The sequence below is a fragment of the Xanthomonas bonasiae genome (genome assembly GCF_017163705.1).
GTDB lineage: Bacteria > Pseudomonadota > Gammaproteobacteria > Xanthomonadales > Xanthomonadaceae > Xanthomonas_A > Xanthomonas_A bonasiae.
The window spans coordinates 185,176-209,958 of record NZ_JAFIWB010000003.1 but is presented as its reverse complement, the minus strand read 5'-3'; the positions used below and the strand labels follow the sequence as shown (position 1 = coordinate 209,958).

General features: G+C 68.6%; 18 protein-coding genes. All 18 read right to left on the bottom strand.

Translation table 11 applies throughout. From position 1 onward, the window contains the following. Window positions 1-160: 160 nt before the first annotated feature. A complete protein-coding gene (locus JR064_RS05565; protein WP_206229061.1) occupies window positions 161-2,371 on the bottom strand; it encodes a methyl-accepting chemotaxis protein in 2,211 nt (736 codons plus the stop codon). A gap of 394 nt (window positions 2,372-2,765) precedes the next feature. Next, window positions 2,766-4,931 (bottom strand): methyl-accepting chemotaxis protein, encoded by a 2,166-nt coding sequence (locus JR064_RS05560; protein WP_206229060.1) that lies wholly within the window; start codon window positions 4,929-4,931, stop codon window positions 2,766-2,768. A gap of 314 nt (window positions 4,932-5,245) precedes the next feature. Then, window positions 5,246-7,477: a methyl-accepting chemotaxis protein gene (locus tag JR064_RS05555; protein WP_206229059.1), complete on the bottom strand. Its 2,232-nt coding sequence runs from the start codon at window positions 7,475-7,477 to the stop codon at window positions 5,246-5,248. A gap of 605 nt (window positions 7,478-8,082) precedes the next feature. Then, complete coding sequence (locus tag JR064_RS05550; protein WP_206229058.1) at window positions 8,083-10,083, bottom strand: chemotaxis protein CheA; 2,001 nt, start codon at window positions 10,081-10,083, stop codon at window positions 8,083-8,085. Window positions 10,084-10,117: 34 nt separating this feature from the next. Next, window positions 10,118-10,483: a response regulator gene (locus JR064_RS05545; protein ID WP_003470902.1), complete on the bottom strand. Its 366-nt coding sequence runs from the start codon at window positions 10,481-10,483 to the stop codon at window positions 10,118-10,120. Then, on the bottom strand, window positions 10,480-10,788 hold the full coding sequence (locus tag JR064_RS05540; protein ID WP_074375519.1) for an STAS domain-containing protein: 309 nt from the start codon (window positions 10,786-10,788) through the stop codon (window positions 10,480-10,482). Before JR064_RS05540 ends, JR064_RS05545 begins: the two co-directional genes overlap by 4 nt. A 289-nt stretch (window positions 10,789-11,077) precedes the next feature. Next, window positions 11,078-12,436, bottom strand: a complete 1,359-nt coding sequence (locus tag JR064_RS05535) for a chemotaxis protein CheW (RefSeq protein ID WP_206229057.1) — start codon at window positions 12,434-12,436, stop codon at window positions 11,078-11,080. After that, window positions 12,433-13,221 (bottom strand): ParA family protein, encoded by a 789-nt coding sequence (locus tag JR064_RS05530; protein WP_179564478.1) that lies wholly within the window; start codon window positions 13,219-13,221, stop codon window positions 12,433-12,435. The genes JR064_RS05535 and JR064_RS05530 overlap by 4 nt, the downstream gene beginning before the upstream one ends. After that, window positions 13,221-14,210, bottom strand: coding sequence for a flagellar motor protein MotD (gene motD / locus JR064_RS05525; protein WP_206229056.1), 990 nt, complete (start codon window positions 14,208-14,210; stop codon window positions 13,221-13,223). Before motD ends, JR064_RS05530 begins: the two co-directional genes overlap by 1 nt. Window positions 14,211-14,220: 10 nt before the next feature. Next, entirely contained in the window at window positions 14,221-14,961 is a 741-nt protein-coding gene (locus JR064_RS05520) for a flagellar motor protein (RefSeq protein ID WP_179564482.1), read from the bottom strand. 317 nt (window positions 14,962-15,278) lie between these two features. Further along, window positions 15,279-17,012, bottom strand: a complete 1,734-nt coding sequence (locus JR064_RS05515; RefSeq protein WP_206229055.1) for a chemotaxis protein CheA — start codon at window positions 17,010-17,012, stop codon at window positions 15,279-15,281. 4 nt (window positions 17,013-17,016) lie between these two features. Continuing rightward, window positions 17,017-17,625 (bottom strand): protein phosphatase CheZ, encoded by a 609-nt coding sequence (locus tag JR064_RS05510; RefSeq protein WP_179564486.1) that lies wholly within the window; start codon window positions 17,623-17,625, stop codon window positions 17,017-17,019. Further along, complete coding sequence (cheY, locus tag JR064_RS05505) at window positions 17,625-18,017, bottom strand: chemotaxis response regulator CheY (RefSeq protein ID WP_010341542.1); 393 nt, start codon at window positions 18,015-18,017, stop codon at window positions 17,625-17,627. The genes JR064_RS05510 and cheY overlap by 1 nt, the downstream gene beginning before the upstream one ends. An 18-nt stretch (window positions 18,018-18,035) precedes the next feature. Continuing rightward, complete coding sequence (locus JR064_RS05500) at window positions 18,036-18,785, bottom strand: RNA polymerase sigma factor FliA (RefSeq protein WP_179564488.1); 750 nt, start codon at window positions 18,783-18,785, stop codon at window positions 18,036-18,038. Continuing rightward, window positions 18,782-19,666, bottom strand: coding sequence for a MinD/ParA family ATP-binding protein (locus JR064_RS05495; protein WP_179564490.1), 885 nt, complete (start codon window positions 19,664-19,666; stop codon window positions 18,782-18,784). The genes JR064_RS05500 and JR064_RS05495 overlap by 4 nt, the downstream gene beginning before the upstream one ends. Beyond that, window positions 19,653-21,314 (bottom strand): flagellar biosynthesis GTPase FlhF, encoded by a 1,662-nt coding sequence (flhF, locus tag JR064_RS05490; protein ID WP_206229054.1) that lies wholly within the window; start codon window positions 21,312-21,314, stop codon window positions 19,653-19,655. Before flhF ends, JR064_RS05495 begins: the two co-directional genes overlap by 14 nt. A gap of 176 nt (window positions 21,315-21,490) precedes the next feature. After that, a complete protein-coding gene (gene flhA / locus JR064_RS05485) occupies window positions 21,491-23,554 on the bottom strand; it encodes a flagellar biosynthesis protein FlhA (protein ID WP_179565589.1) in 2,064 nt (687 codons plus the stop codon). A 17-nt stretch (window positions 23,555-23,571) separates the two neighbouring features. Continuing rightward, window positions 23,572-24,702 carry a flagellar biosynthesis protein FlhB gene (gene flhB, locus JR064_RS05480; RefSeq protein ID WP_206229053.1) on the bottom strand — a complete coding sequence of 377 codons (1,131 nt, stop codon included), beginning with the start codon at window positions 24,700-24,702 and terminating at the stop codon, window positions 23,572-23,574. Between the last annotated feature and the right edge of the window lie 81 nt (window positions 24,703-24,783).

Below are 24,783 nucleotides of genomic sequence, written 5' to 3'. Positions count from 1 at the left end.
GTTCGCCCGCGCTGTGGTGCCGCGTTTCTTGTTGGGTACGACGGTATCGGCACTATCCTGGGTCTGATTCCTTATCGGCACTGCGTCTCATAAATTGAATCGGCCGCAGCGAGCTGCGGCCGATCGGAACCTCATGCAGCGGTAGGAGCCGCCGCTGGACTCAGAACTCCTGCCATTCCGTTGCAGTCCCCACGGCGGCCAGCGCCCGCGGCCGCGGCGCCGGGCGCAGCGGCGAACGCGGGGCCGGCACGCTGCGCAGCCCGGGTCGGGCCGCGACCGCGTCGTTGGCGGCCTCGATCTTGAACACCGCCACGGCGCCGGTGAGCTGGTTGGCCTGTTCTTCCATCGCCCGTGCCGCGGCGCTTGCTTCCTCGACCAGGGCGGCATTCTGCTGGGTGGTCTCGTCCATCTGATTGACGGTCTGGTTGACCTGCTCGATGCCGGCGTACTGCTCCTGCGAGGCGGCGGAGATCTCGCCCATGATGTCGGTGACGCGCTGCACCGAGGACATGATCTCGCTCATGGTCTGGCCGGCCTGGCGCACCAGCGCCGAACCGTTGGACACCTGGCCGACCGAGTCGTCGATCAGGCTCTTGATTTCCTTGGCCGCGCCGGCCGAGCGCTGGGCCAGCGTCCGCACTTCGCTGGCGACCACCGCGAAGCCGCGACCCTGTTCGCCGGCACGCGCCGCTTCCACCGCCGCATTCAAGGCCAGGATGTTGGTCTGGAAGGCGATGCCGTCGATCACCGAGATGATGTCGGCGATCTTCTTGGACGAGGCCTCGATGCCGTTCATGGTGGTCACCACCTGGCCGACCACGTCGCCGCCCTGCGCCGCGACCGAGGCGGCGCCGACCGCGAGCTGGTTGGCCTGGCGCGCATGTTCGGCGTTCTGCTTGACGGTGGAGGTCAGCTCTTCCATCGAGGCGGCGGTCTCTTCCAGGCTGGCGGCCTGCTGCTCGGTGCGGCGCGACAGGTCGTCGTTGCCGGCGGCGATCTCGCTGGCCGCCGCATTGATGCTGATCGCCGCGGTCTGGATGCCGCCGACGATGCTGGCCAGTTGCTCGGCGGTGGCGTTGGCGTCGTCGCGCATGGTCGCGAACACGCCGTTGAAGTCGCCGCTCATGCGGGCGGTCAGGTCGCCGGCGGCGATGGCGCGCAGCATTTGCGACAGCGCGTCGAGGTTGCCGTCGGCGGTGGCCATCAGCTGGTTGAGGCTGTCGATCATGGCGCGGAAGTCGTATTGGAAGCTTTCGGCGTCGCCGCGCACGCTGAAGTCGCCGGCCGCCGCGGCATCGGCAAGCTGGCCGATCTCGCGGTTCATCGCACCGAGGTTCTGCTTGACCGTGTCCATCGTCGTGGTCAGCACGGCCTTCTCGCCGGGCAGGCGGTCCATGTCCTCGCTGAGGTCGCCGATCGCATAGCGGCCCATGATCTGGATCAGGCGCATCTTCACCGCGATATGCGCAGCGACCAGGCCATTGCTGTCGCGGACCATGCGCCCGTAGTCGCCGGGGAAGACGCTCTCGTCCATGCGATAGCTGATCTGGCCGGCGTCGTGGCGCTGCGCCATTTCGGTCTGCGCGGCGAGCACGGCGCGCAACTGGTTTTGCATGCTGCTCATGCTGACCAGCAGGCGCCCGGTCTCGTCGCGCGATTGGGTATCGATGGTGTTGTCCAGCTTGCCCGAGGCGATGGCGTCGGCCACGTCGATCGCAAGGCCCAGACGCTTGACCAGCTGGCGGCGGATCACCAGGCCCATGCCCACGGCGACCAGGATCGCGACCAGGCTGCCGAGCAGCACCGACCACTTGCCCTGCGCGCGTACCGTTTCCAGCTGTTGGCTGCGCTTGACCAGCAACCCGCTTTCCTCGTCGGCGAATGCGCTCAGCAGTGGGCGGATCTTGTTCATCGCCTCGCGGTCGCGGCCTTCGCCGAACGCGGCCAGGACCTGTTGCTGGCTGTCGGGACGCTCGCGCAGGGCGATGACCTGCTGCTCGATCTGCACCAGCTCCTGGTACGCGGACTGCAATTGCGCCAGGCGCGCCTGTTGCCGCGGATTGTCCGCGGTCAGGCGCTTGGCCTCGGCGAAGCTCTTCTCGAAGCCGGCCTGGCCGAGTGCGAACGGCTGCAGGTAGTCCTTGTTGCCGGACAGCAGATAGCCGCGGGTGCTGGTCTGCACGTTCAGGGTGTTGGCCTGCATCAGTTCGCCGGTAGCCAGCACCTTGAAGGTATGTTCGTTGATGGCGACGGCGTCGTTGAACTGGAACTGGCTGCGCAGGCTGATCGCGCCGACGATGAGCAGCACCAGCACGACGGCGCCGAAGCCGATGGCGAGTTGGGCCGACAGGGGCAGATTCTTGGTCTTCATCGATGGATCCCGGAGTTGAGGATGAAACGGGCTATGAAAGGGCGACAGCAGCGCGTCGGATGCCGGTCACTGCATCCATGTCCTCTGTAACGGCGGATCTATCGTTAAATTCAATCGATTTCTTGATATCAATAGATAGTCAAAGCATATCGATATTTGGTTTATTGATGCATGACGCCTTTATCCGGCTGGCCAGTGGCACGCGACGGCGTGCGGTTGTGGCTTGCCGCACAGCGGCCGCGTGCGGCGAACCCCAGCGCGGGGTAAGTCGGCACTGTGTCCCAGAACGCGATTCGGCCGCGGGGGTCCGCGGCCGATCGGTGTCGCATTGCGCTGGGTCAGGTGGCGGCTGGACTTGCGATCGCCGCCATTCCTGTCTGGCTAGGCGTGGCGTCTATGCCTGACGCAATTGCGCCGGGTGTGCCGGCAGGCTGCGCAGCGCGGCCCGGTTTGCCGGCGCGGCGTTGGCCGCCTCGAGCTTGAACACCGCCACGGCTTCGGTGAGCTGGCCGGCCTGGTCTTCCATCGACCGCGCCGCGGCCGTGGCTTCTTCCACCAGCGCAGCATTCTGCTGCGTCGCTTCGTCCATCTGGGTCACGGTCTGGTTGACCTGTTCGATGCCGGCGTACTGCTCCTGCGACGCCGCGGAGATCTCGCCCATGATGTCGGTGACGCGCTGCACCGAGGACACGATCTCGGTCATGGTCTGGCCGGCCTGGCGCACCAGCGTCGAGCCCTCGGCGACGCGGGTCACCGACTCGTCGATCAGGCTCTTGATCTCCTTGGCCGCACCGGCCGAACGCTGGGCGAGGGTACGCACCTCGCTGGCGACCACGGCGAAACCGCGACCCTGTTCGCCGGCACGCGCCGCTTCCACGGCGGCATTCAAGGCGAGGATATTGGTCTGGAACGCGATGCCGTCGATGACGCTGATGATGTCGGCGATCTTCTTCGACGAAGTCTCGATGCCGCTCATCGTGGTGACGACCTGGCCGACCACGTCGCCGCCCTGCGAGGCGACCGCGGCGGCGCCGACCGCGAGCTGGTTGGCCTGGCGCGCATGCTCGGCGTTCTGCTTGACGGTGGAGGTCAGCTCTTCCATCGAGGCAGCGGTTTCTTCCAGGCTGGCCGCCTGCTGTTCGGTGCGCCGCGACAGGTCGTCGTTGCCGGCGGCGATCTCGGTGGCCGCGGCGTTGATGCTGACCGCCGCGGTCTGGATGCGGCCGACGATGCCGGTCAACTGATCGGCGGTGGCGTTGGCGTCGTCGCGCATCCTGGCGAACACGCCATGGAACTCGCCGTGCATGCGCGCGGTCAGGTCGCCGGCGGCGATCGACTGCAGCAGCGCGGAGAGCTTGCCGAGGTTGCGGTCGCTGACCTCCATCATGGCGTTGAGGCCTTGCACCATTGCCTGGAAGTCGTGCTGGAAGTGATCGGCATCGCCACGCGCACTGAAGTCGCCGGCGGCGGCCGCCGCGGCCAGGCGCTTGATCTCGGTGTTGATCGCCAGCAGGCTGGCCTTGGCCGCATCCATCGATTCGTGCAGCACCGCGCGGCTGCCGGGCAGGCGCCGCGCGTCGCGGCGCAGGTCGCCGTTGGCGTATTCGTTGAGCACCGCGATCGCATCGACGATGGCGTCCAGGTGCTCGAACATCATGGTGTTGATGCCCTTGCTGAGATCGCCGTACACGCCGGGGAAGTCCAGCGGCATGCGATGGGTCATGTCCTTGTCGGCATGCAGTTCGATCATCAGCGCGGTCTCGCTGGAGAAGCGCTGCAGCTGCGTCTGCATCTTGTCCATCGCGTTGAGCAGGCGGCCGGGCTCGTCGCGGGCCTGGGTACTGACGTCGTTGTCCAGGCGGCCGTTGGCGATCGCCTCGGCGGCGCGGGTGGCGCGGTTCAGCGGCTGGGTCAGGCTGCGGGTGATCAGCCAGGCCAGCAGGCTGCTGGCCAGCACCGCGGCGATGCCGCCGCCGATCAGCATCGCGCGGCCGCGTTCGATATGGCCGACCGCGGTCGCATGGGCCTCTTTGCTGAGCTGGTTCTGCAGGACCGCGTTCTCGCGGATCTTGGTCTGCCAGGCGAGCGTCGCGGGACGCGATTTTTCGTGGAAGAGTTGCTGCGCCTGAACATACTCGCCCGCCTTGACGGCTTCGATCACCGCGTTGTTCAGCGGTCGTGCCTTGTTCATCAGGTCTTGGATTTCCGCACGCAGGCGCTTGCCGGCGTCATTGGTCGGCATCGCATAGAGCTTGTCGCGTTCGCTGTTGTAGTGCTGGCGTTCGGTCTGGATCACTGCCAACTCCTTGGCGGCATCGGTATTGCCGACCTGGGTGGCATACGATCCCAGTGCCACCAGGATGGCGGAGTTCGCATCCAGCATGCCGTTGGACAGGTTGATCTTCTCGATATTGGAATGGACGATGCTGTCCAATTGCTTGCGCGCGCCGGACATCGCGAACAATCCGGCGGCAACCAGCAGGCCGGAGATCAGGATCAGGATGCCGAATGCTGCTGAGAGTCGATTGCCAACGCTGTAGCGCTGCAGGAATGCGGTCATGTAGCTGGCTCCTTTTTTCGTATATGGGCTTTAATTCACTAAGCAATAATATTTTTTTGAAATTGTGAATTTCTTCTTGTTTTGTCTACTTCATAACGGCGGCGTGGTCGGGATCTTTAGCCGGTTGAGCGCATCGCAGCGCACCTGTAGATGGCAGGGGTCGGCTGCCAAGCGCCCGGGTGCCGGGCGGGATGCACCCTGGTCCGCGATCGGCTGCGGCCGGACTGAAGCGCGCGATGCGCCCATGCACACAAAAAGGCCGTGGGGTGAGCACGGCCGATGGGGCGCTTCGCAGGGCAATGCCCTGGCCTGGCTCAGAAGGTCTGCCAATCCTTCGCGGTGGAGGCTGTCGCTGCCAGCGCCGGCTTGGCGCGTACGGGCAGCTTGCATGCGGGCACGGCATGCAGGGCCGGACGCGATGCGGCCGAGGTGCGTTGCGGCGAAGGCGCGGCGGCGGCTTCCAGCTTGAACAGGGCGACGGTTTTGGTCAGCTGACCGGCCTGTTCTTCCATCGAACGGGCCGCGGCAGTGGCTTCCTCGACCAGGGCGGCATTCTGCTGGGTGGTCTCGTCCATCTGGGTCACGGTCTGGTTGACCTGTTCGATGCCGGCATACTGCTCCTGCGAAGCGGCGGAGATCTCGCTCATGATGTCGGTGACGCGCTGCACCGAGGACACGATCTCCTGCATGGTCTGGCCGGCCTGGCCTACCAGGACCGAACCTGCGGCGACACGGCCGACCGAGTCGTCGATCAGGCTCTTGATCTCCTTGGCGGCACCGGCCGAGCGCTGGGCGAGGGTGCGCACCTCGCTGGCGACCACGGCGAAACCGCGACCCTGTTCGCCGGCCCGCGCCGCTTCCACGGCCGCATTCAAGGCCAGGATATTGGTCTGGAAGGCGATGCCGTCGATGACGCTGATGATGTCGGCAATCTTTTTCGACGAGGTCTCGATGCCGCTCATGGTGGTCACCACTTGACTCACGACATCGCCGCCCTGGGTGGCGACGGCCGCCGCGCCGACCGCGAGCTGGTTGGCCTGGCGTGCATGGTCGGCGTTCTGTTTGACCGTGGAGGTCAGCTCTTCCATCGACGCGGCGGTTTCCTCCAGGCTGGCGGCCTGCTGCTCGGTGCGGCGCGACAGGTCGTCGTTGCCGGTCGCGATCTCGCTGGCGGCGGCGTTGATGCTGATCGCGGCGGTCTGGATGCCGCCGATGATGTCGGTCAGTTGCGCGACCGTGGTATTGGCATCGTCGCGCATCGTGGCGAACACACCCTGGAATTCGCCGTGCATGCGTGCGGTCAGGTCGCCTTCGGCGATGGAGCGCAACAGCGTGGACAGCTTGCCCAGGTTGCTGTCGCTGGCCTCCAGCATCGCGTTGAGATCCTGCACCATCACCCGCGAATCGTACTGGAACCGTCCGGCATCGCCGCGGGCACTGAAGTCGCCGGCGGCGGCCGCTGCCGCCAGGCGCTTGATCTCGGTGTTGATCGCCAGCAGGCTGGCCTTGGCCGCGTCCATCGATTCGTGCAGGACCACGCGGCTGCCCGGCAGGCGCCGCGCATCGCGGCGCAGGTCGCCGATGGCGTACTCGTTGAGCACCGCGATCGCATCGACGATGGCATCCAGGTGCTCGAACATCATGGTGTTGATGCCTGCGCCGAGCTCGCCGTACACGCCCGGGAAATCCGACGGCATGCGGTGGGTCATGTCCTTGTCCGCGTGCAGTTCGATCATCAGCGCGGTTTCGCTGGAGAAGCGTTGCAACTGGGTCTGCATGCGATCCATTGCATCGAGCAGGCGGCCGGTCTCGTCGCGCGCCTGGGTCTTCGCATCGTTGTCCAGGCGACCGTCGGCGATCGCCTCGGCAATGCGGATGGCGCGGTTCAGCGGCTGGGTCAGGCTGCGGGTGATCATCCAGGCCAGCGTGCTGCTGACCAGCAGCACGCCGAAGCCCCCGGCGACCATCGTATTGCGCCCGTTCGCCATTGCCCTGGTCGCCGTGGTGTAGGCGATGGCGGCATTCTTGCGCTGGGTGGAAACGGCGTCACGGATGCCTTTTTGCCAGGCGTTCATCGCTGATCCGCCTGTCCCCATCAACATCGCTTGCGCTTCTGCCTGGCGGCCTGCGATGGCGCTGGCGATGATCGCATCGTTCGCTACGCGGGCAATGTCCCGTTGCTTGGACACCAGCGCGCGGTTCGTCATGCCCTTCGCATCGGTGGGCGTGGCGAACAGCACATCGCGGTTGGTGTTGTAGCGCAGGCGCTGGCTATCGATGACGCCCTTGGCAGTGGCGATGTCGTCGGCATCCTTGGCGATGGACAGGTCGCGCAACGCGATCGAGATGCTGTTGTTGGCATCCAGCATCTCGCTCCATAGCCGGATCTTTTCCATGTTGACGTTGACGATGTCGTCGAGCTCGCCGCGCGCTTTGGCGAGGGTGACGAGGCCGGCGGTGACCAGCAGGCAGGACAGCAGGATCAAAAGGCCGAAGGCCATCGTCAGCCGGCGGCCGACGTTGTAGCGTTGCAGAAGTGCGTTCATTGCAGAGTTCCAGGAAGCCCGAGGGCATGGAAGATCGGCTGACGTGAGGATGTCAGTTGCGTTTGCGGCGTCCCTGCAGGAAGGCCGCTGTAGCCGCAAGACCGCGCGCCCTGCCCATGGATCCTGGGCATCGCGTCTGGGGTCTGCGGCGTAGCGGTCGTGGCGTCTGAAAAATGGAGCGTCGGCGGCCAGCGTCGGTGTCCGGCCTGCTTTCTCTTCGCGCCGGCGATGGTGCCGGCGTTCTTGGGGCGCATGCGGTGGGGTCGTGCGGCCTGCTGCATCGCCGCTGCAGCCTGCGCGATCGGCGCCCGATCCCGGCGAAGCGGGTCTCGAGCGCAGCTGCGTGTTCGGCTACCTGATTTCTGGTGACTCTGCGGTATGCATCAGGCGCATCCGCGAGCAGGCATCATGCCCTTGGCGTTCTCGGCATTGCACCGAGCCGAACGCCAACGTCGATGTGTTCGACTGCACGGACCCGTCTGCGTCACGACGCGTGGGGAGTCCCCGTCCAGGATGCGGCGTGTTCCGAAAGCAACGGTTTTGGCCGCGATTTCGTTGGCCGACGACGCGCTGCCGCGTCGTCGGCGGTGCATCGACCGAAGCGATCAGGCCGCTTGCGGCACCTTCAGCGACCGCACCAGCCCGCCGATGTCCACGATCAGGGCGACGCGGCCGTCGCCGAGGATGGTGGCGCCGGAGATGCCGCCGATGCGCCGGTAGTTGTTCTCGATGTTCTTGACCACCACCTGCTGCTGGCCGACCAGTTCGTCCACTTCCAGCGCGATCTTCTGGCCGTCGGCCTCGACCACCACCACCAGCGGCTCGGCCTGCTCGGTGCGGCCGTAGCCGTACGAATCGCTGAGCGAGAGGATCGGCAGGTATTCGCCGCGGACCCGCAACACGCGGCCTTCGCCGGCCATGCTGCGGATGTCGTCGGGCTGCGGCTGCAGCGCTTCGAGCACGTAGGCCAGCGGCAGGATCAGGGTCTCGCCGGCGACCGACACGGTCATGCCGTCCAGGATCGCCAGGGTCAGCGGCAGGCGGATCAGCACGCGGGTGCCGCGGCCGGAATTGCTTTCCAGCTGCACTTCGCCGCCCAGGCCCTGGATGTTGCGGCGGACCACGTCCATGCCCACGCCGCGGCCGGACAGGTCGGTGACCGCGTCGGCGGTGGAGAAGCCGGGCGCGAAGATCAGGTCCCACACCTGCGCGTCGGTCGGGTTGTCCGGCACGCTCAGGCCGCGTTCGGCGGCCTTGGCCAGGATGCGGTCGCGGTTGAGGCCGGCGCCGTCGTCGCTGACTTCGATGACGATGTGCCCGCCCTGGTGCGAGGCGGCCAGGGTGATGGTGCCGGTCTCGTCCTTGCCGGCGGCGCGGCGCGCTTCCGGCATTTCCAGGCCGTGATCGATCGAATTGCGCACCAGGTGCACCAGCGGATCGGCGATCTTTTCGATCAGGCCCTTGTCCAGTTCGGTGCCTTCGCCGATGGTGCGCAGCCGCACCTGCTTGCCGAGGCGGGTGGACAGGTCGCGGACCAGGCGCGGGAAGCGGCGGAACACCGCGTCCACCGGCAGCATGCGCACGCCGATCACCGCTTCCTGCAGGTCGCGGGTATTGCGTTCGAGCAGGTCCAGGCCGGCGAACAGGCGCTCGGCATGGGCCGGGTCGAGATCGCCGGAGACCTGCTTGAGCATGGCCTGGGTGATGACCAGTTCGCCGACCAGGTTGATCAGCGCATCGACCTTGTCGACGCTGACCCGGATCGAGCTTTCCGCTTCGTGCGCGGCGGCGGCGTTGCCGGCCGGCGCATTGGCGGCCACGGCAGCGGCCGGCGCGGCGGTGGCGCTGGCCGGCGGCTGCGCCAGGGTCGGGGCGGGCGCGTTGGCCAGGCTCGGCGGCGGCACCGCGCGGATGTCCAGTTCGCAGTCGTCGATGACCCAGGCGAAGGTGTCTTCGATCGCGCTGCGCGGGATCTTGCCGACCAGGCCCAGGTCCCAGGCCAGATAGGCCTCGAGCGGGTCGAGGTCGCTGAAGCCGGGCAGGCGCGCGGTGCGGCAGGCGACCTGCAGCGGGCCGAGGTGTTCGAGTTCGCGGATGATGCGCAGCGGGTCGTTGCCGCTCATGAACAGCGACGGCGCCGGGGTGAAGCCGATCTGCCAGGCTTCCGGTTCGGCCGGCTGGTTGGCGGCCGGGGTCGCGGCGGGCGCGGCGGCGGCGTTGCCGTTGAGGGCCTGCTGCAGGCGGTCGTGCACCGCCTTGACCGCGACCGGATCGGCCGGGGTGCCGTGCTCGGCTTCGCGCAGCAAGGCGCGCAGCACGTCCACCGACCCCAGGATCGCATCGATCGCGTGCGCTTCCACCTCGCGCTTGCCCGAGCGCAGCTCGTCGAGCAGCGTCTCCAGCACGTGGGTCAGGCCGGCCATCGCCTCGAAGCCGAAGGTGGCGGCGCCGCCCTTGATCGAGTGCGCGGCGCGGAACACCGAGTTGATCACTTCGGGATCGCGGTTGCCTTCTTCCAGCGACAGCAATCCGGCTTCCATCGCGTCCAGCCCTTCGCGGCTCTCCTCGAAGAAGGTGGCGTGGAAACGTTGCAGGTCCATGCTCATGGGCGGGGAATCCGGAAAAAGGGTGGAGAGGAAATCAGCCCAGGACTTTCTGGACGGTGGCGATCAGCTGTTCCGGGTTGAACGGCTTGACCAGCCAGCCGGTGGCGCCGGCGGCCTTGCCTTCGGACTTCTTGTCCGCCGCCGACTCGGTGGTCAGCATCAGCATCGGCGTGAACTTGTAGTCCGGCAGCTGGCGCAGCGCGCGGATCAGCGAGATGCCGTCCATGTTCGGCATGTTGACGTCGGTGACCACCGCGTTGAAGCGCTGGCCCTGGGCGCGGCCGAGGGCGACCTGGCCGTCTTCGGCTTCCTCGACCGCGAAACCGGCCGAAGTGAGGGCAAAGGAGACCATCTGGCGCATCGACGCCGAATCGTCCACCACCAAAATACGTGCGCTCATGCGGCGTTCTCCACAGATTTCAGGTTATCAGGGGTTGCAGGAAGGCCCAGCGATGCGCTGACCCCTAGCAGGCGTGCCGCGTCGCGGAACGTGTCGTTGCAGGTTGCGAACACAGTGCTCTTGCCGTCCTTCCGACGTGCATCGACGAATGCGCACAGCACCTGCACGGATGCGGTATGGATGCGGCGGACCTCGCCGGCGTCCAGCTGCAGCTCGTCGTCCGACGCCAGGAACGGGGTCAGCCGTTGTTTCAGGTCGGCGCTGGTCTCGATGCCGAGATCTTCGCCAAGGGTCACTGTGCTCATCATTGCTCCGCACGGAATGGTTCTAGGGCAGATAACGGCCAATGCGCGGGAAGCTTTAGCGGCGCATCGGGAAAGTGCGGCAGGGTTGGCAGTTGCCGGCCGCCGCTGCCACGGCGCATCGCCGCTGGCTCGAGGCCTGGGTTGGGGCGCGCCGCACGCGGCCACTGGCCGTGCGGCGCCCGGGCGCGCACGGCACTGCGCCGTTGCGGGGCGCCTGCCGGCACAGGTTCCCTTGCTGGCCCGGCTTGCCGCGCAGGTGCGCAAGCACGGCGGGCCTGCCCTCGCGCGCTCAGTGCAGCAGTTGCTCGGCGTCGAGCAGGATCATCGGCTGCGGCCCCAGCCGCGCCACGCCGCGGAACAGGTGGTTGGAGATGCGGCAGATGCGGGCGTTGTCCGGCGGCTCGATCTGCTGGTCGGTGAGGCTGGCCACGTCCTCGACCGCGGACACGCGCAGGCCCAGGGTCTCGCCGTTCTCTTCCAGCACCACCACCCGGGTCAGCATGTCCATCTCGATCGGCGCGGCGCCCAGGTGGATGCCCAGGTCGATCACCGGCACCACCTGGCCGCGCAGGTTCATGATCCCCAGCATCGCCGTCGGGGTGCCGCGCAGCGCCAGCAACGGCACCGGCAGCACCACTTCCTGCACCTTCAGCAGTTCCAGCGCATAGGCCTGTTCGCCGCAGCGCAGGCGCAGCCAGCGGGTGCTGCGGTCCGGCGCGCGACGCTGGTGCGGGGAGGCTTCGTGGGGGGCGCTCGGGGCCATGAACGCCTGCAGGTTGGGCGGCAGCCGCGATCCCGCGGCCTGCGCACGCTCGGCCTCGACGCGGCGTTCCGGCGGCACCGCCATCGGCGGGCGCTTGACCGCACGCGCGGCGGCGGCGTCGTCTTCGGCGGCCAGGTCGCGCGGCGGCGCGGCGGCGCGTTGCATCTCCATCGCCGCGACCACCTCGAGATCGGCCTCACGGTCGGCGGCGGACGGCGCCTGCTGCGACATGATGCCGGCCAGGGCCGGATCGGCGTCGGCTTCGGCCAGCACCGCGGCAGCGAGTTCTTCCGGGGTCGGGCCGGCCGGCTTGGGCGCCAGGGCCTGCTGCGACATGATGCCGGCCAGCGCCGGGTCGGCGTCGGCTTCGGCCAGCACCGCGGCGGCGAGTTCCTCCGGGGTGGGGCCGGCCGGCTTGGGCGCCAGGGCCTGCTGCGACATGATGCCGGCCAGGGCCGGGTCGGCGTCGGCTTCGGCCAGCACGGCGGCGGCGAGTTCCTCCGGGGTGGGGCCAGCCGGCTTGGGCGCCAGGGCCTGCTGCGACATGATGCCGGCCAGGGCCGGATCGGCGTCGGCTTCGGCCAGCACCGCGGCGGCGAGTTCCTCCGGGGTGGGGCCAGCCGGCTTGGGCGCAAGGGCCTGCTGCGACATGATGCCGGCCAGGGCCGGATCGGAATCGGCTTCGGCCAGCACCGCGGCAGCGATGTCCTCCGCGGAGGGGACCACCGGCGCGGCGGCCTCGACGGCGCGCACCGGTTCCGGTTCCGGCGTCACTGCGGCGCTGGCCGCGGCGAGCGTGGCCTGGCGTTCGGCGTCGCGCTCTTCGGCGATCACGTCGTGCAGCAGGCCTTCCAGATAGTCGTCGATGACCCCGGGCGTGTTCATGCGGCCTGCTCCTGCTCCATGGGCGTGGCGTCGCTGGCGATCAGCCATTCCAGCGCGCGGCGGTAGGCGGCCAGGCCGCGGCCGGGGTAGTCGCCGGGGACGCCGGCCACCGTCAACGCCTTGACGTTGCAGATTTTGGTGTCGACCGGGATCGCGTCTTCCCAGACCCGCTCGCCGTAGCTGTCCTGCATCTGCCGCAAGGTGTCGTTGCCGGCGCGGGTGCGCTTGTCGAACAGGGTCGGCAGGATCGAGGCGGGCAGGGGACGGCGGCGCGAGCGCTCGACCATGTCCACGGTGCGGACCATGCTGGCCAGCCCGTGCAGCGCCAGCGGCTCGGCCTGGGTCGGGATGATCACCCGGTCGGCCGCGGCCAGCGCATTGATCATCAGCAGGCCCAGGGTCGGCGGGCAATCGAGCAGGATGTAGTCGTGCTGGCCGGCATGCCGCGCCATCGCCTGCTGCAGCGCCAGGCCCAGCCCGGGCTGGTTGGCGCTGCGCCGCTCCAGCGTGGCCAGCGCGGTCTGCCCGCAGACGTAGCTGAGGCGTTCGATGGCGCTGTCGCGGGCCAGCGCGGCCAGGTCGCTCGGCGGCGTGGCGAACAGGTCCAGCACGCCGCTCGGCGGCGGGTCCTGCGGCACGTCGAAGGCGCGGGTCAGCGAGGCGTGCGGATCGAGATCCAGCATCAGCACGCGGTGGCCGAGCATGGCCAGGCCACGGCCCAGCGCCAGCGTGGTCGTGGTCTTGCCCACGCCACCCTTCTGGTTGGCAATCGCCCAGATGCGCATCAGTTCACTCCTTCAATGGCGGCAGGTACCGCGCGGGACGGGCCGGCATTGCCGGTGGCCGCCGCGGCGGAATGTAGCGGGGTCGCCGGCGCGGCGCCGGCGGTATCGGTCAATCGGTCTTGCGGCGTCGGCGTGCCGGCCGCGGCGACGGGCGCCGTGCCGCTGCCGCTGTCGGGACCGCCGGCGTCGGCCAGGATCACCAGCACCACGCGGCGGTTGGCGTTGCGGCCGGCCTGGCTGTCGTTGTCGGCCCGCGGGCGGAACTCGCCGTAGCCGATCATCGACAGCCGCGACGGTTGCAGGCCCTGGTCGGCGAACAGATGCACCACGCTGGCCGCGCGCGCCGCCGACAGTTCCCAGTTCGACGGGAACTGCAGGGTGGCGATCGGGCTGTTGTCGGTATAGCCCTCCACGCGCACGCCGTTGGGCACCGGCACCAGCACCTGCGCCAGCTGCGCCAGGGTGGCGCGGGCGCTCTGGTCCAGCGACGCGGAGCCGGAGCCGAACAGGATGTCGCTGTTGATCTCCACTTCGATCCACAGCCCGGCATGGCGCACGGTGATCAGCTTCTTCTGGATCAGCGGCGCCAGGGCGGCGCCGAGCCGGTCGGCGATGCCGTCGAGCTGGCGCTGCGCGCGCCGCAGCTGCTCCTCGTCGCGCAGCGCGCTGGGCGAGCGCAGCGGCGAGGCCGAGGGCAGCCGGTTCGGATCGGGCAGGGACAGCGCCGGGCTGGACTTGATCGGGGTCGGGCGCGCGCCGCCCTGGCCCTGCATCAGATGATCGCCGACCTGCACCGGGCTCATCGTCCGCGGCGCGCCGCCGAAGGCGGTGCTCATCGCGTCGGCCATGACCCGGTACTTGGCCTCGTTGACCGTGGACAGCGCGTACATCACCACGAAGAAGGCGAGCAGCAACGTCATCAGATCGGCATAGGGGATGGCCCATGCCTCATGGTTGACGTGATCTTCGTGCTGACGCTTGCGGGCCATAGTCGTCGGGTCAATGCAAGAAGCCGGCCAGCTTCGATTCGATGTTGCGCGGGTTCTCGCCCTGGGCGATGGCGATGAGCCCTTCGATGATCATTTCGCGCTCGCCGCTGCTGTGCTTGATCACGCTCTTGAGCTTGCTGGCCATCGGCAGGAACAGCAGGTTGGCCGAGGCGATGCCGTAGATGGTGGCGGTGAACGCGGCGGCGATGCCGTGGCCGAGCTTGCTCGGGTCGGCGAGGTTCTTCATCACCGCGATCAGCCCCAGCACCGCGCCGATGATGCCCAGCGTCGGCGCATAGATGCCCATGCCTTCGAACACCTTGGCCGCGGCCAGGTCGCAGTGTTCCTGGCCGTCCAGGTCGATTTCCAGCATGTGCCGGATCGATTCCGGCTCCACCCCGTCGACCAGCATCTGCAGGCCCTTGCGCACGAACGGGTCGTGCTGCTGCTGCACCTGGTTCTCCAGGCCGAGCAGGCCCTGGCGGCGGGCGATGTTGCTCCACTCCACGATCTGCTGCAGCAGCGCCTGGCGATCGCTGGCCGGCGGATGCAGGATCCATTTGGCGATCTGGAACGCGCGCTTGAACACCGCCGGCGGGGTATGCACCAGGATCGCGGCGACGGTGCCGACGATCACGATCACGAACGCGGCCGGCGACCACAGCGCCGAAACGCCGGCGCCCTTGAGGATGCTGCCGCCGACCAGCGAGGCGATCGCCAACAGCAAGCCAATGAGACTGAGTTTGTCCATGCAGGAGGTATCGGCCAGCGGGCTTGGGACTTGATGGGGGGCCGGGATTCGGGAATCGGGATTGGGGATTCGCAAAGGCGCGAAGGCGGACGGTGGATCGGCTGGTCGGAGGAACAGCCTCAGCCGCGGTGAGCCGGGATTCGAGCGGCAGCCGCTGTTGCGATTCCCGAATCCCCATTCCCGAATCCCGAATCCCGAATCCCGGCTTCACCGGGTCGCGGCTGAAGCCGCTCCTACAACGAGCGATGCGATATCGGCCGGCCTGCGGGATCCCGCTGTTGCGAATCCCCAATCCCGACTCCCCAATCCCGGCTCTATCAGCTCTTCAACCCGTCCACATCCAGGATCAACGCCAGCCGGCCATCGCCGATCAGGGTCGCGCCGGCGTAGCCGGGCAGGCCGCGCAGTGCGCGCGGCAGCGGCTTGATCACCACTTCCTCGCGGCCGCGGACCTGGTCCACGACCAGGCCCATGCGCGATTCGCCGGCCTGCAGCACCACCACGGTCAGCAGCGGCAGTTCCGGCGCTTCGATGTTCAACCAGTGACGCAGGTCCACCAGCGGCAAGGTGTGCGATTGCCGGTCGAGCACGGCGCGGCCGTCGAACCAGCCCAGCGCGCGGCGCGGCGCGTGCAGCACTTCCACCACACGCGCCAGCGGCAGTGCATAGACGGTGTCGCCGGCCTGCACCAGCAGGGTCGGCAGGATCGCCAGGGTCAGCGGCACGCGGATCAGGAAGCGGCTGCCGCGGCCCAGTTCGGACTGGATCTGGATCTGCCCGCTGAGTTCGCGGATGCGCGACTGCACCACGTCCATGCCGACGCCGCGGCCGGAGATGTCGGTGACTTCGGACTTGGTCGAGAAACCGGGCAGGAACACCAGGTGCAGGCATTCCTCGGTGGTCAGCCGCGCGGCGGCTTCCGGATCGATCAGGCCCTTTTCGCGCGCCTTCTGCCGCAGGCGTTCGGGGTCGATGCCGGCGCCGTCGTCCTGCACTTCGATGCTGACGTAGTCGCCTTCCTGCTGCGCCGACAGGCGCACGTGGCCGCCGCGCGGCTTGCCGGTGGCTTCGCGCAGCGCCGGCGTCTCGATGCCGTGATCGATCGCGTTGCGCACCAGGTGCACCAGCGGATCGGCCAGCGCCTCGACCAGGTTACGGTCCAGTTCGGTGTCGGCGCCGATCAGTTCCAGGTCCACTTCCTTGTTCAGGGAGCGGGCGACGTCGCGCGCGACCTTGGGGAAGCGCGAGAACACCTTGCCGACCGGCTGCATGCGGGTGCGCATCACCGCCGATTGCAGGCGCGAGGTGGCGATGTCCAGGCTGCTGACCGCGCGGTCCAGTTCTTCGTCGCGCAGGCGCACGCGCAGGGTCTTGAGCCGGTTGCGCGACAGCACCAGTTCGCCGATCAGGTTGACGATCGCGTCCAGGCGCTTGGTGTCCACGCGCACGGTGTGTTCGGGTTCTGCGGCCTTGCCGGGCGCAGCGGCGGGCTTGGCGCTGGGCGCCGGCCGCGGGGCGGCGGCCTGCACCGGCAGCGCGGCCGGTGCGGCACCGCCGTGCAACTGGTCGAGCAACGCTTCGAATTCGTCGTCGTCGATCATGTCGCCGTTGCCGCCTGCGGCAGGCGGCGGCGCGGCGACGGCGGCCTTGGCGCTGGGCGCGGCGGTCTCTTCGCCGCTGGTGGCGAACTGCGCGATCAGCTGTTGCGGCGCGCGCGGCGGTTCGTTGCCGCTGCCGAACGCGTCGAGCATCGACTGCAGGTAGTCCAGCGACTGCTGCGCGGCGTCGAAGTGCCGCGCCTGCAGGGTGGCCTGGCCGGCACGGGCCTGGCCCAGGGTGTCCTCGGCGGCGTGGCACAGCTCGACCATCGGGGTGATCGCCAGGAACCCGGCGCCGCCCTTGAGCGTGTGGAAACCGCGGAACACCGCGTTGAGCTGGTCGCTGTCCTCGGGCGCCTGCTCCAGCGACACCAACTGCTCGCCGAGCCGGTCCAGGATTTCCTGGGCCTCGATGATGAAGTCGGCAGCGATGTCGTCGGGCACGGCGCTCATCGGATTACAGCCCCAGTCCGGACAGCAGGTCGTCGGCGTCGTTCTGCGACACGCCGTGGCGGTCCAGCCCGGCCAGCGCCGGGCCGGCCAGGCTGCCGTCGGGCTTCTTGTCTTCCTTCGGCGGCAGGCCGAGCGCGCCGAAGCCCTCGTGCACGCGGCGCACGATGGTCGCCACGCGGCGGATGATCTGCCCGGTCAGGTCCTGGAAGCTCTGCGCCAGGGCCATCTCGGTGAGGTTGTGGCGGATCTTGTCGAGGATCTCGCCCTGGTCGCCGGTCAGGCCGCCGGCGCGCAGCTGGTCGGCCAGCGCGCGGCATTCCTCGGCCAGGTCCAGGGTGCGGTGGCTGGCCTGTTCGGTCATCGCCACCACGTGGTCCAGGCGCGAGCAGGCGTCGTCCAGCTCGCCGGCTTCGGAGGGAATGGTGGGCAGCTCGCCGAGCGCCTGGCCCAGGTCGCGCGCCAGCCGGCTCAGGCCCTGCATCATCGGCCGCGTGCGCCACGCGGCGAGCGTGTCGATTTCCTTGCGCCAGGCGGTTTCGTCGCCGCGCTCCAGTGCGTCCAGCGCACCTTGCAGGCGTTCGATCAGGGCGCTGCGTTCGGCGGTGGCTTGCATCAGGCGGTCGCTCCCAGGCGTTCGAAGATCTTGCCCAGCTTCTCCTGCAGCGTCTGCGCGGTGAACGGCTTGATGATGTAGCCGTTCACGCCGCACTGCGCCGCCTCGATGATCTGCTCGCGCTTGGCCTCGGCGGTCACCATCAGCACCGGCAGGTGCTTGAGCTTGTCGTCGGCACGGATGTTGCGCAGCAGGTCGATGCCGGTCATGCCGGGCATGTTCCAGTCGGTGACCACGAACTCGAACGGTGCCGAGCGCAGTGCCGCCAGCGCACTGTTGCCGTCTTCGGCCTCTGCAGTGTTGGTGAAGCCCAGATCGCCGAGCAGATTCTTGACGATGCGCCGCATCGTCGAGAAATCGTCCACGATCAAAATCCGCATGTTCTTGTTCACCGCTAACTCCCTTGGGTCTTATTCTTCGTCTTCCAGGCCGGCGTCCGCCGCTTCGAACGCTTTCAAGCGTCCGCGCAAGCGTACCGTGGCCTGGCCGTGGATCTGGCAGACGCGCGACTCGCTGACACCGAGCACCGCGCCGATTTCCTTCAAGTTCAATTCTTGTTCGTAGTACAGCGACAGTACCAGCTGCTCGCGCTCGGGCAGCTGCGCGATCGCCTTGCCCAGTTCGCGCCCGAACTCGCTGCGCTCCAGCATCTGCTGCGGATTGGGCCCGCCCTTGGCGATGGTGTCCAGCTCGCCGTGGTCTTCGACCCGCGACTCCAGGCTCAGCACCTGGCCGCGCGCGGCATCTTCCATCAATCGCAGGTATTCGGGAAGCGGCATGTCCATCGCCGCGGCCACTTCGTTGGCGGCGGCGGCGCGGCCGGTGCTCTGCTCGATCTTGCGGATCGCCGAGGCGGCGTCGCGGGCGCGGCGGTGCACCGAACGCGGCACCCAGTCGCCGCGGCGGATCTCGTCGATCATCGAGCCGCGGATGCGGATCGAGGCGTAGGTCTCGAACGAGGCGCCCTGGTCGGCGTCGTAGCTGCGCGAGGCCTCGATCAGGCCGATCATGCCGGCCTGGATCAGGTCGTCGATCTCGACGCTGGCCGGCAGCCGCGCCGCCAGGTGGTGGGCGATGCGCCGCACCAGGTCCGAATGCTGGGCGATGTAGTCGTTGGAACTGTTGCGCTGCACGGCGCGGTACTGGGCGGCGGCGTTCATGCGGCGACCCCCCGCTGGATGATCCGTTCGACGAAGAACTCGACGTTGCCGCGCGGCACGGTCGGCGCCTGCCAGCGCGAGGTGCGGCGGGCGATCTCGGCGATCGCCTGCGCCGACGGGCTGGACGGGTAGGCCTTGACCACCGGCTGCTGGCGCTGCACCGCCAGGCGCAGCCAGTCGTCCTGCGGCACGCAGCCCAGGTAGTTCAGCGACACGTCGCCGAGGAACTTCTCGCACACCCGGCTCAGCTTGTCGTACAGCAGGCGGCCTTCGTTGAGATCGCGGACCATGTTGGCGACGATCTGCACCCGGTCCACGCCGCGTTCGCGCGACAGCACCTTGATCAGCGCGTAGGCGTCGGTGATCGAGGCCGGCTCGTCGCAGACCACCACCACCGCGTCCTGCGCGGCCTGGCAGAAGGTCAGCACGCTGTCGGTGATGCCGGCCGCGGTGTCGATGATCATCACGTCCAGCTCGCGCTTGAGCTCGGAGAACACGTTGACCAGACCGACGTGCTGGGCCGGCGGCAGCTCGGCCATGTGCCGGCGACCGGAGGCGGCGGGCACCACCATCAGCCCGTTGGGCATGTCGATCAGCACCTCTTCCAGGGTGCAGCGCCCGGCGACCAGGTCGGCCAGGGTGAACTTGGGGGTCAGCCCGAGCAGCACGTCGACGTTGGCCAGGCCGAGGTCGGCGTCCAGCAGCAGGGTGCGCTTGCCCATGTCGGCCAGCGCCATCGACAGGTTGACCGAGATGTTGGTCTTGCCGACGCCGCCCTTGCCGCCGGTCACGGCGATCGTGCGCACCGGGCCGAGCGGTTCGCTGCGCGTTGCCGACAGGGGGAAGGCATTGGTCAGATTGGCGTAATCACGCGACGGCATGGTTCTGCTCCGGAGTACAGGGCTTATCGGCAGCGCGCCGCAAATCTTCAAGGCGCAATACCAGGCTGGCGGCGTTGGCGCGGTGCAGGTCGTCCGGCACGCGCTGACCATCGGTCACCCAGGTGATGGGAAGCCGGTGGTCCGCGACCACCGACAGGGCACTGCCAAACCGCCCGGTTTCATCCAGCTTGGTCAAGATCACCCCCTGCGGATCGGCGCCGGCAAACCGGCGCACCACCTCGTCCAGGTCGGAGAAATGAGCGTTGGCAGGGAGTACTAGCAAGGACCGGACCACTCGCGAGGCGCGCAGCCAGTGCAGCTGTGCGGCCAGGGCGCGGTCGCGCTGGCCCATGCCGGCGGTGTCGATCAGCACCAGCTTGTAGTCGCGCAGGCGCTCCAGCAGCTGCTGCAGGGCGGCGTCGCTGTCGGCCTCGTGCACGGCGATGCCGAGCTGGCGGCCGTAGCTGTGCAGCTGTTCGCGGCCGCCGACGCGGATGGTATCGGTGGTGACCAGGGCCACGTCGCGGGCGGCGTGGCGCTCCAGGAAGCGCGAGGCCAGCTTGGCGATGGTGGTGGTCTTGCCGGCGCCGGTGGGGCCGATCAGGGCGATCACGCCGCCTTCCTCGATCGGGTCCAGCGGGGCGATCGGCAGGCGCTTGGACAGCAGCCCCAGCATCAGCCCGCGGCCGCGGTGCAGCTCCAGGTCGGCGGGGATCTGCATCACCACGTCGCGGGTCAGGCCGCTGTCGAAGCCGTAGTCGTCCATCAGCTCCAGCGCCTGGGCGCGCACCGGCGAGCCGCGCAGGCGTTCGTCGGTGAGCCGGTTCATCTCGCGCTCGATCATCTGCCGCATCAGCGCCAGTTCGTCGCGCAGCTGAGTCAATTGTTCGTCGTTCTGCACGCCGGGGAAGCTCGCCACCGGCGCCAGCGTCGGCGCCGCCGGCATCCCGGCGCTGGCCGCCGGCGCCGCGGCCGGCAGCGGCACCACGTTCGCGGCGCCCGGCGCGGCGGCCGGGGTCAGCGACACGGCGGCGATGTCCTCGAGCCAGGCCGGCACGTCGGCGGCGATCGCGGCGGCGCTGGCAGCGGCGGCCGGGGCGGCGAACGGGCTGGGCATCGGCACGCTGATCGGTGCGTTGCGGAACACGTCCTCGGGAATGCGGAATTCGGCGAAGGGGGCGGTTGGCTGGGCCGGGGCAGGGGCCCGCGGCGCGGCGGCGGGGCGGCTCGGCGCCGGCGCGGTGCCGGCGGGCATCGCCGAAGCGGCGATCGCGGCGGGCTGGGTCAGCGGCCGCGCCGGCGCGGCCTGCGCCACGCTCGCGCCGCTGCCGGCGCCGGCCATGGCGGCGGCCGGGGCGCGGCGCTCGCTGATCGCGGCCATCATCGCCATCGCCGGGTTGGCGGCGGCCTTGGCCGCACGCGGCGCCGGATTGGCGGCCGACACCTGCAGCCGCGGCGCCGCCTCTTCCGGACGCGCCGCGTCCAGCGCCTGCTGCACCAGGGCTTCGTCGTAGTTGCTGGCGGCGACGATCTCGATGCCCTCGTCGGTGCGCCGGTTGGACAGGATCACCGCATCCGGACCGTGCTCGTCGCGGACCATGCGGAACGCGGTGCGCATGTCGGGGGCTACGAAGCGTTTGATCTTCATGGGTGGAAACCGGGATTCGGGAGTGGGGATTGGGGATTGGTCGCGGATGCCGCCATTGCGCGGCTGGCATCCGGTCGCCTTGCTCTGGTTGTCTTCGATCGTTTCACTGCTGTCTCTCTCCGCTCGCGGGACCCGCTGTTGCGAATCCCGTATCCCAAATCACCAATCCCTGCCTGTCAGCTGATCGTCCCGACCAGCTTCAGCCGCTTGTCTTCCGGTACCTCGCTGTAGGACAGCACCGACAGCGAGGGGACGCTGTGGCGGACCAGCCTGGCCAGCGCGGCGCGGACTTGCGCCGGGACCAGCACCACCGCCGGTTCGTTGCGGGCTTCCTGCTTGCTGACGCATTCGGCCAGGCTCTGGTGCAGTCGCTCGGCCAGGCCGGGTTCCAGCGCGGCACCGTTGCCTTGGGTAGAGTCTTGCAAGACACGTTCCAATTGCGGGGCCAGGGTGAACACCGGCAGCTCCGCCGACATTCCGGCGATTTCCTGGACGATGAAACGGCCCAGCGCATTGCGCACCGCCGCGGTCAACGCGCCGGGTTCCTGACTCTGCGGGGCGTGCTCGACCAGCGCCTCGACGATCTTGCGCAGCTGCCGCACCGGGATCTTCTCGATCAGCAGGTTCTGCAGCACGCGCACCACCACCGACAGCGGCAGCGCCTTCGGGGTGAGGTCCTCGACCAGCTTCGGCGCGCTCTTGGCCAGCGTGGCCAGCAACTGCTGCACCTCTTCGTGGCCGAGCAGTTCCGGGGCGTGCTCGCGGATCAGGTGCGACAGGTGGGTGGCGATCACGGTGGCCGGGTCGACCACGGTGTAGCCCATGGTCTCGGCCTGGGCGCGCTGGTGCGGCTGGATCCAGATCGCGTCCAGGCCGAACGCGGGGTCCTTGCCGGCGATGCCGTCGATCTTGCCCAGCGCGCCGCCCGGGTCCAGCGCCAGTTCGCGATCGGGGTGGATGTCGGCGGTGGCCACCGGCACCCCGTGCACCAGCAGGCGGTAGGCGTTGGCCGGCAGCTCCAGGTTGTCGCGGATGTGCACCGGCGGGATCAGGAAGCCGATGTCCTGGGTCAGCTTGCGGCGCACGCCCTTGATCCGTGCCATCAGCTCGCCGCCCTGGGCCTTGTCCACCAGCGGGATCAGCCGGTAGCCGACCTCCAGGCCCAGCGGATCGATCGGGCGCAGTTCGTCCCAGCCCAGTTCGGCGTTGGCCTGCGCGCCGGCGCTGGCCGCCTGCTGCGCCGGATCCGGCTTGGCTTCTTCCGGCAGCAGGCTGCGCTTCCACATCTTCCAGGCCAGCAGGCCCAGGATCAGCGCCAGCGTCAAGAAAGCGACGTTGGGCATGCCCGGGACCAGGCCGACCAGGCCCATGATCGCCGCGGCCACCGCCAGCGCTTTGTGCTGGCCGAACACCTGGCCCATCATCGAGGCGCCCATGTCCTGCGAGCGCGAGGCGCGGGTGACCAGCATCGCCACCGCCGAGGACACCAGCAGCGCCGGCAGCTGCGCCACCAGGCCGTCGCCGATCGACAGCAGGGTGTAGGTGGACGCGGCCTGCGCCACCGGCATGCCGTGCTGCAGGACGCCGACCGCCATGCCGCCGATCAGGTTGATGAACAGGATCAGGATGCCGGCGATGGCGTCGCCGCGGATGAACTTGCTGGCGCCGTCCATCGAACCGTAGAAGTCCGCTTCCTCGCGCACCTCCTCGCGCCGGGCCTTGGCTTCCTCGCGGGTCAGCAGGCCGGCGTTGAGGTCGGCGTCGATCGCCATCTGCTTGCCGGGCATGGCGTCGAGGATGAAGCGCGCGGTCACTTCCGACACGCGCCCGGCGCCCTTGGTGATGACCACGAAGTTGATGATGGTCAGGATCGCGAACACCACGATGCCGACCGCGTAGTTGCCGCCGATCACGAACTCGCCGAACGCCTCGATGACCTTGCCGGCGGCGCCGTGGCCGTCCTGGCCGTTGATCAGGATCACGCGGGTGGAGGCCACGTTCAGCGCCAGGCGCAGCATCGTGGTCATCAGCAGCACGATCGGGAAGATGCTGAACTCCAGCGGCCGCTTCACGTAGACCACCGCCAGCAGCACCATCAGCGAGATCGCGATGTTGAAGGTGAACAGCGCATCCAGCACCGGCGCGGCCAGCGGCACCACGACCATCGCCAGCATCGCCATCACGATCACCGGCGCGCCCAGGCCGTGCTTGATCATGTCCATCATCTTGCGCGTGTTCATCTGCGCGGCAGGCTGGCTCACGGCTTGCTCCCCGGGGCGAATTCATCGACCTCCAACGGCGGCAACGGCGGCATCGGCCCGCTGCGCCAGGAGCGCAGCTGGTAGACGTAGGAGAGGATCTGGGCCACCGCCGAATACAGTCTCACGGGAATTTCCTTGCCGAGTTGCCCTTCCCGATACAAGGCGCGTGCCAAAGGTGGCGCAGACACCACTGCGACGCGGTGCTGCTCGCTGATCTCGCGGATGCGGAAGGCCAGTTCGTCCACGCCCTTGGCGACGACGGTCGGGGCGCGCATGCGGCCGCTCTCGTATTTCAGCGCCACCGCGTAGTGGGTGGGGTTGACCACCACCACGTCGGCGCTGGGCACCGCCTCCATCATCCGCCGCTGCGACAGCTGCATCTGCATCTGCCGGATGCGGCCCTTGACCTCCGGGCTGCCCTCGCTCTCCTTCATTTCCCGGCGCACTTCGTCGCGGGTCATCATCAGTTTGCGGGTGTAGTTCCACTTCTGGTACGGCGCGTCGATCGCCGCCAGCAGCGCCAGCGCGCCGGCGGTATACAGCAGCAGGTGCAGGGTGAAGCCCAGGCCGTCGCCGATGGCGGTCTCCAGCGGTTGCCGCATCAGGCTGCGCAGGCCGTCGACGTTGTTGGAGATGCACAGCGCGGCGGCACCGCCGACGAAGCCCATGCGCAGCATCGACTTGAACAGTTCGGCCAGGCTTTCCGGGCCGTACAGCCGGGTCAGTCCGGCCATCGGGTTGAGCCGCTCGAACTTGGGGATCAGCGCCGCCCCGGAGAAGCGCAGGCTGCCCATCAGGATCGGCGCGACGAAGCCGGCCGCCACGCAGATGCCGACCAGCGGCAGGGTCACCCACAGCAGCCCCAGCAGCAGTTCGCCGAAGTGGCCGAACAGCGCGTCCGGGTTGTCGTGCAGGCGCGGATCCGGGCGCAGCGCGCCCTTCATCCAGTTCGCCGCGCCGGCCGCCAGCGAGCCGGACATCCCCATCAGGGCGAAGATGCCGGCGCTGAACACCGCCGCCGTCGCCAGTTCGCGCGAATGCGGGATGTTGCCCTGCTCGCGCGCCTCGCGCAGGCGTTTTTCGGTCGGTTGTTCGGTTTTTTCGGTGCCTTCTTCGTTTTCGGACATGACGGTGAGGCGTGCCGGGCAGGGGTTCAACCCAGCCTCCTGCAAGGACCGTACCGTTCGCTGCACGGTCGCGCCCCGTCT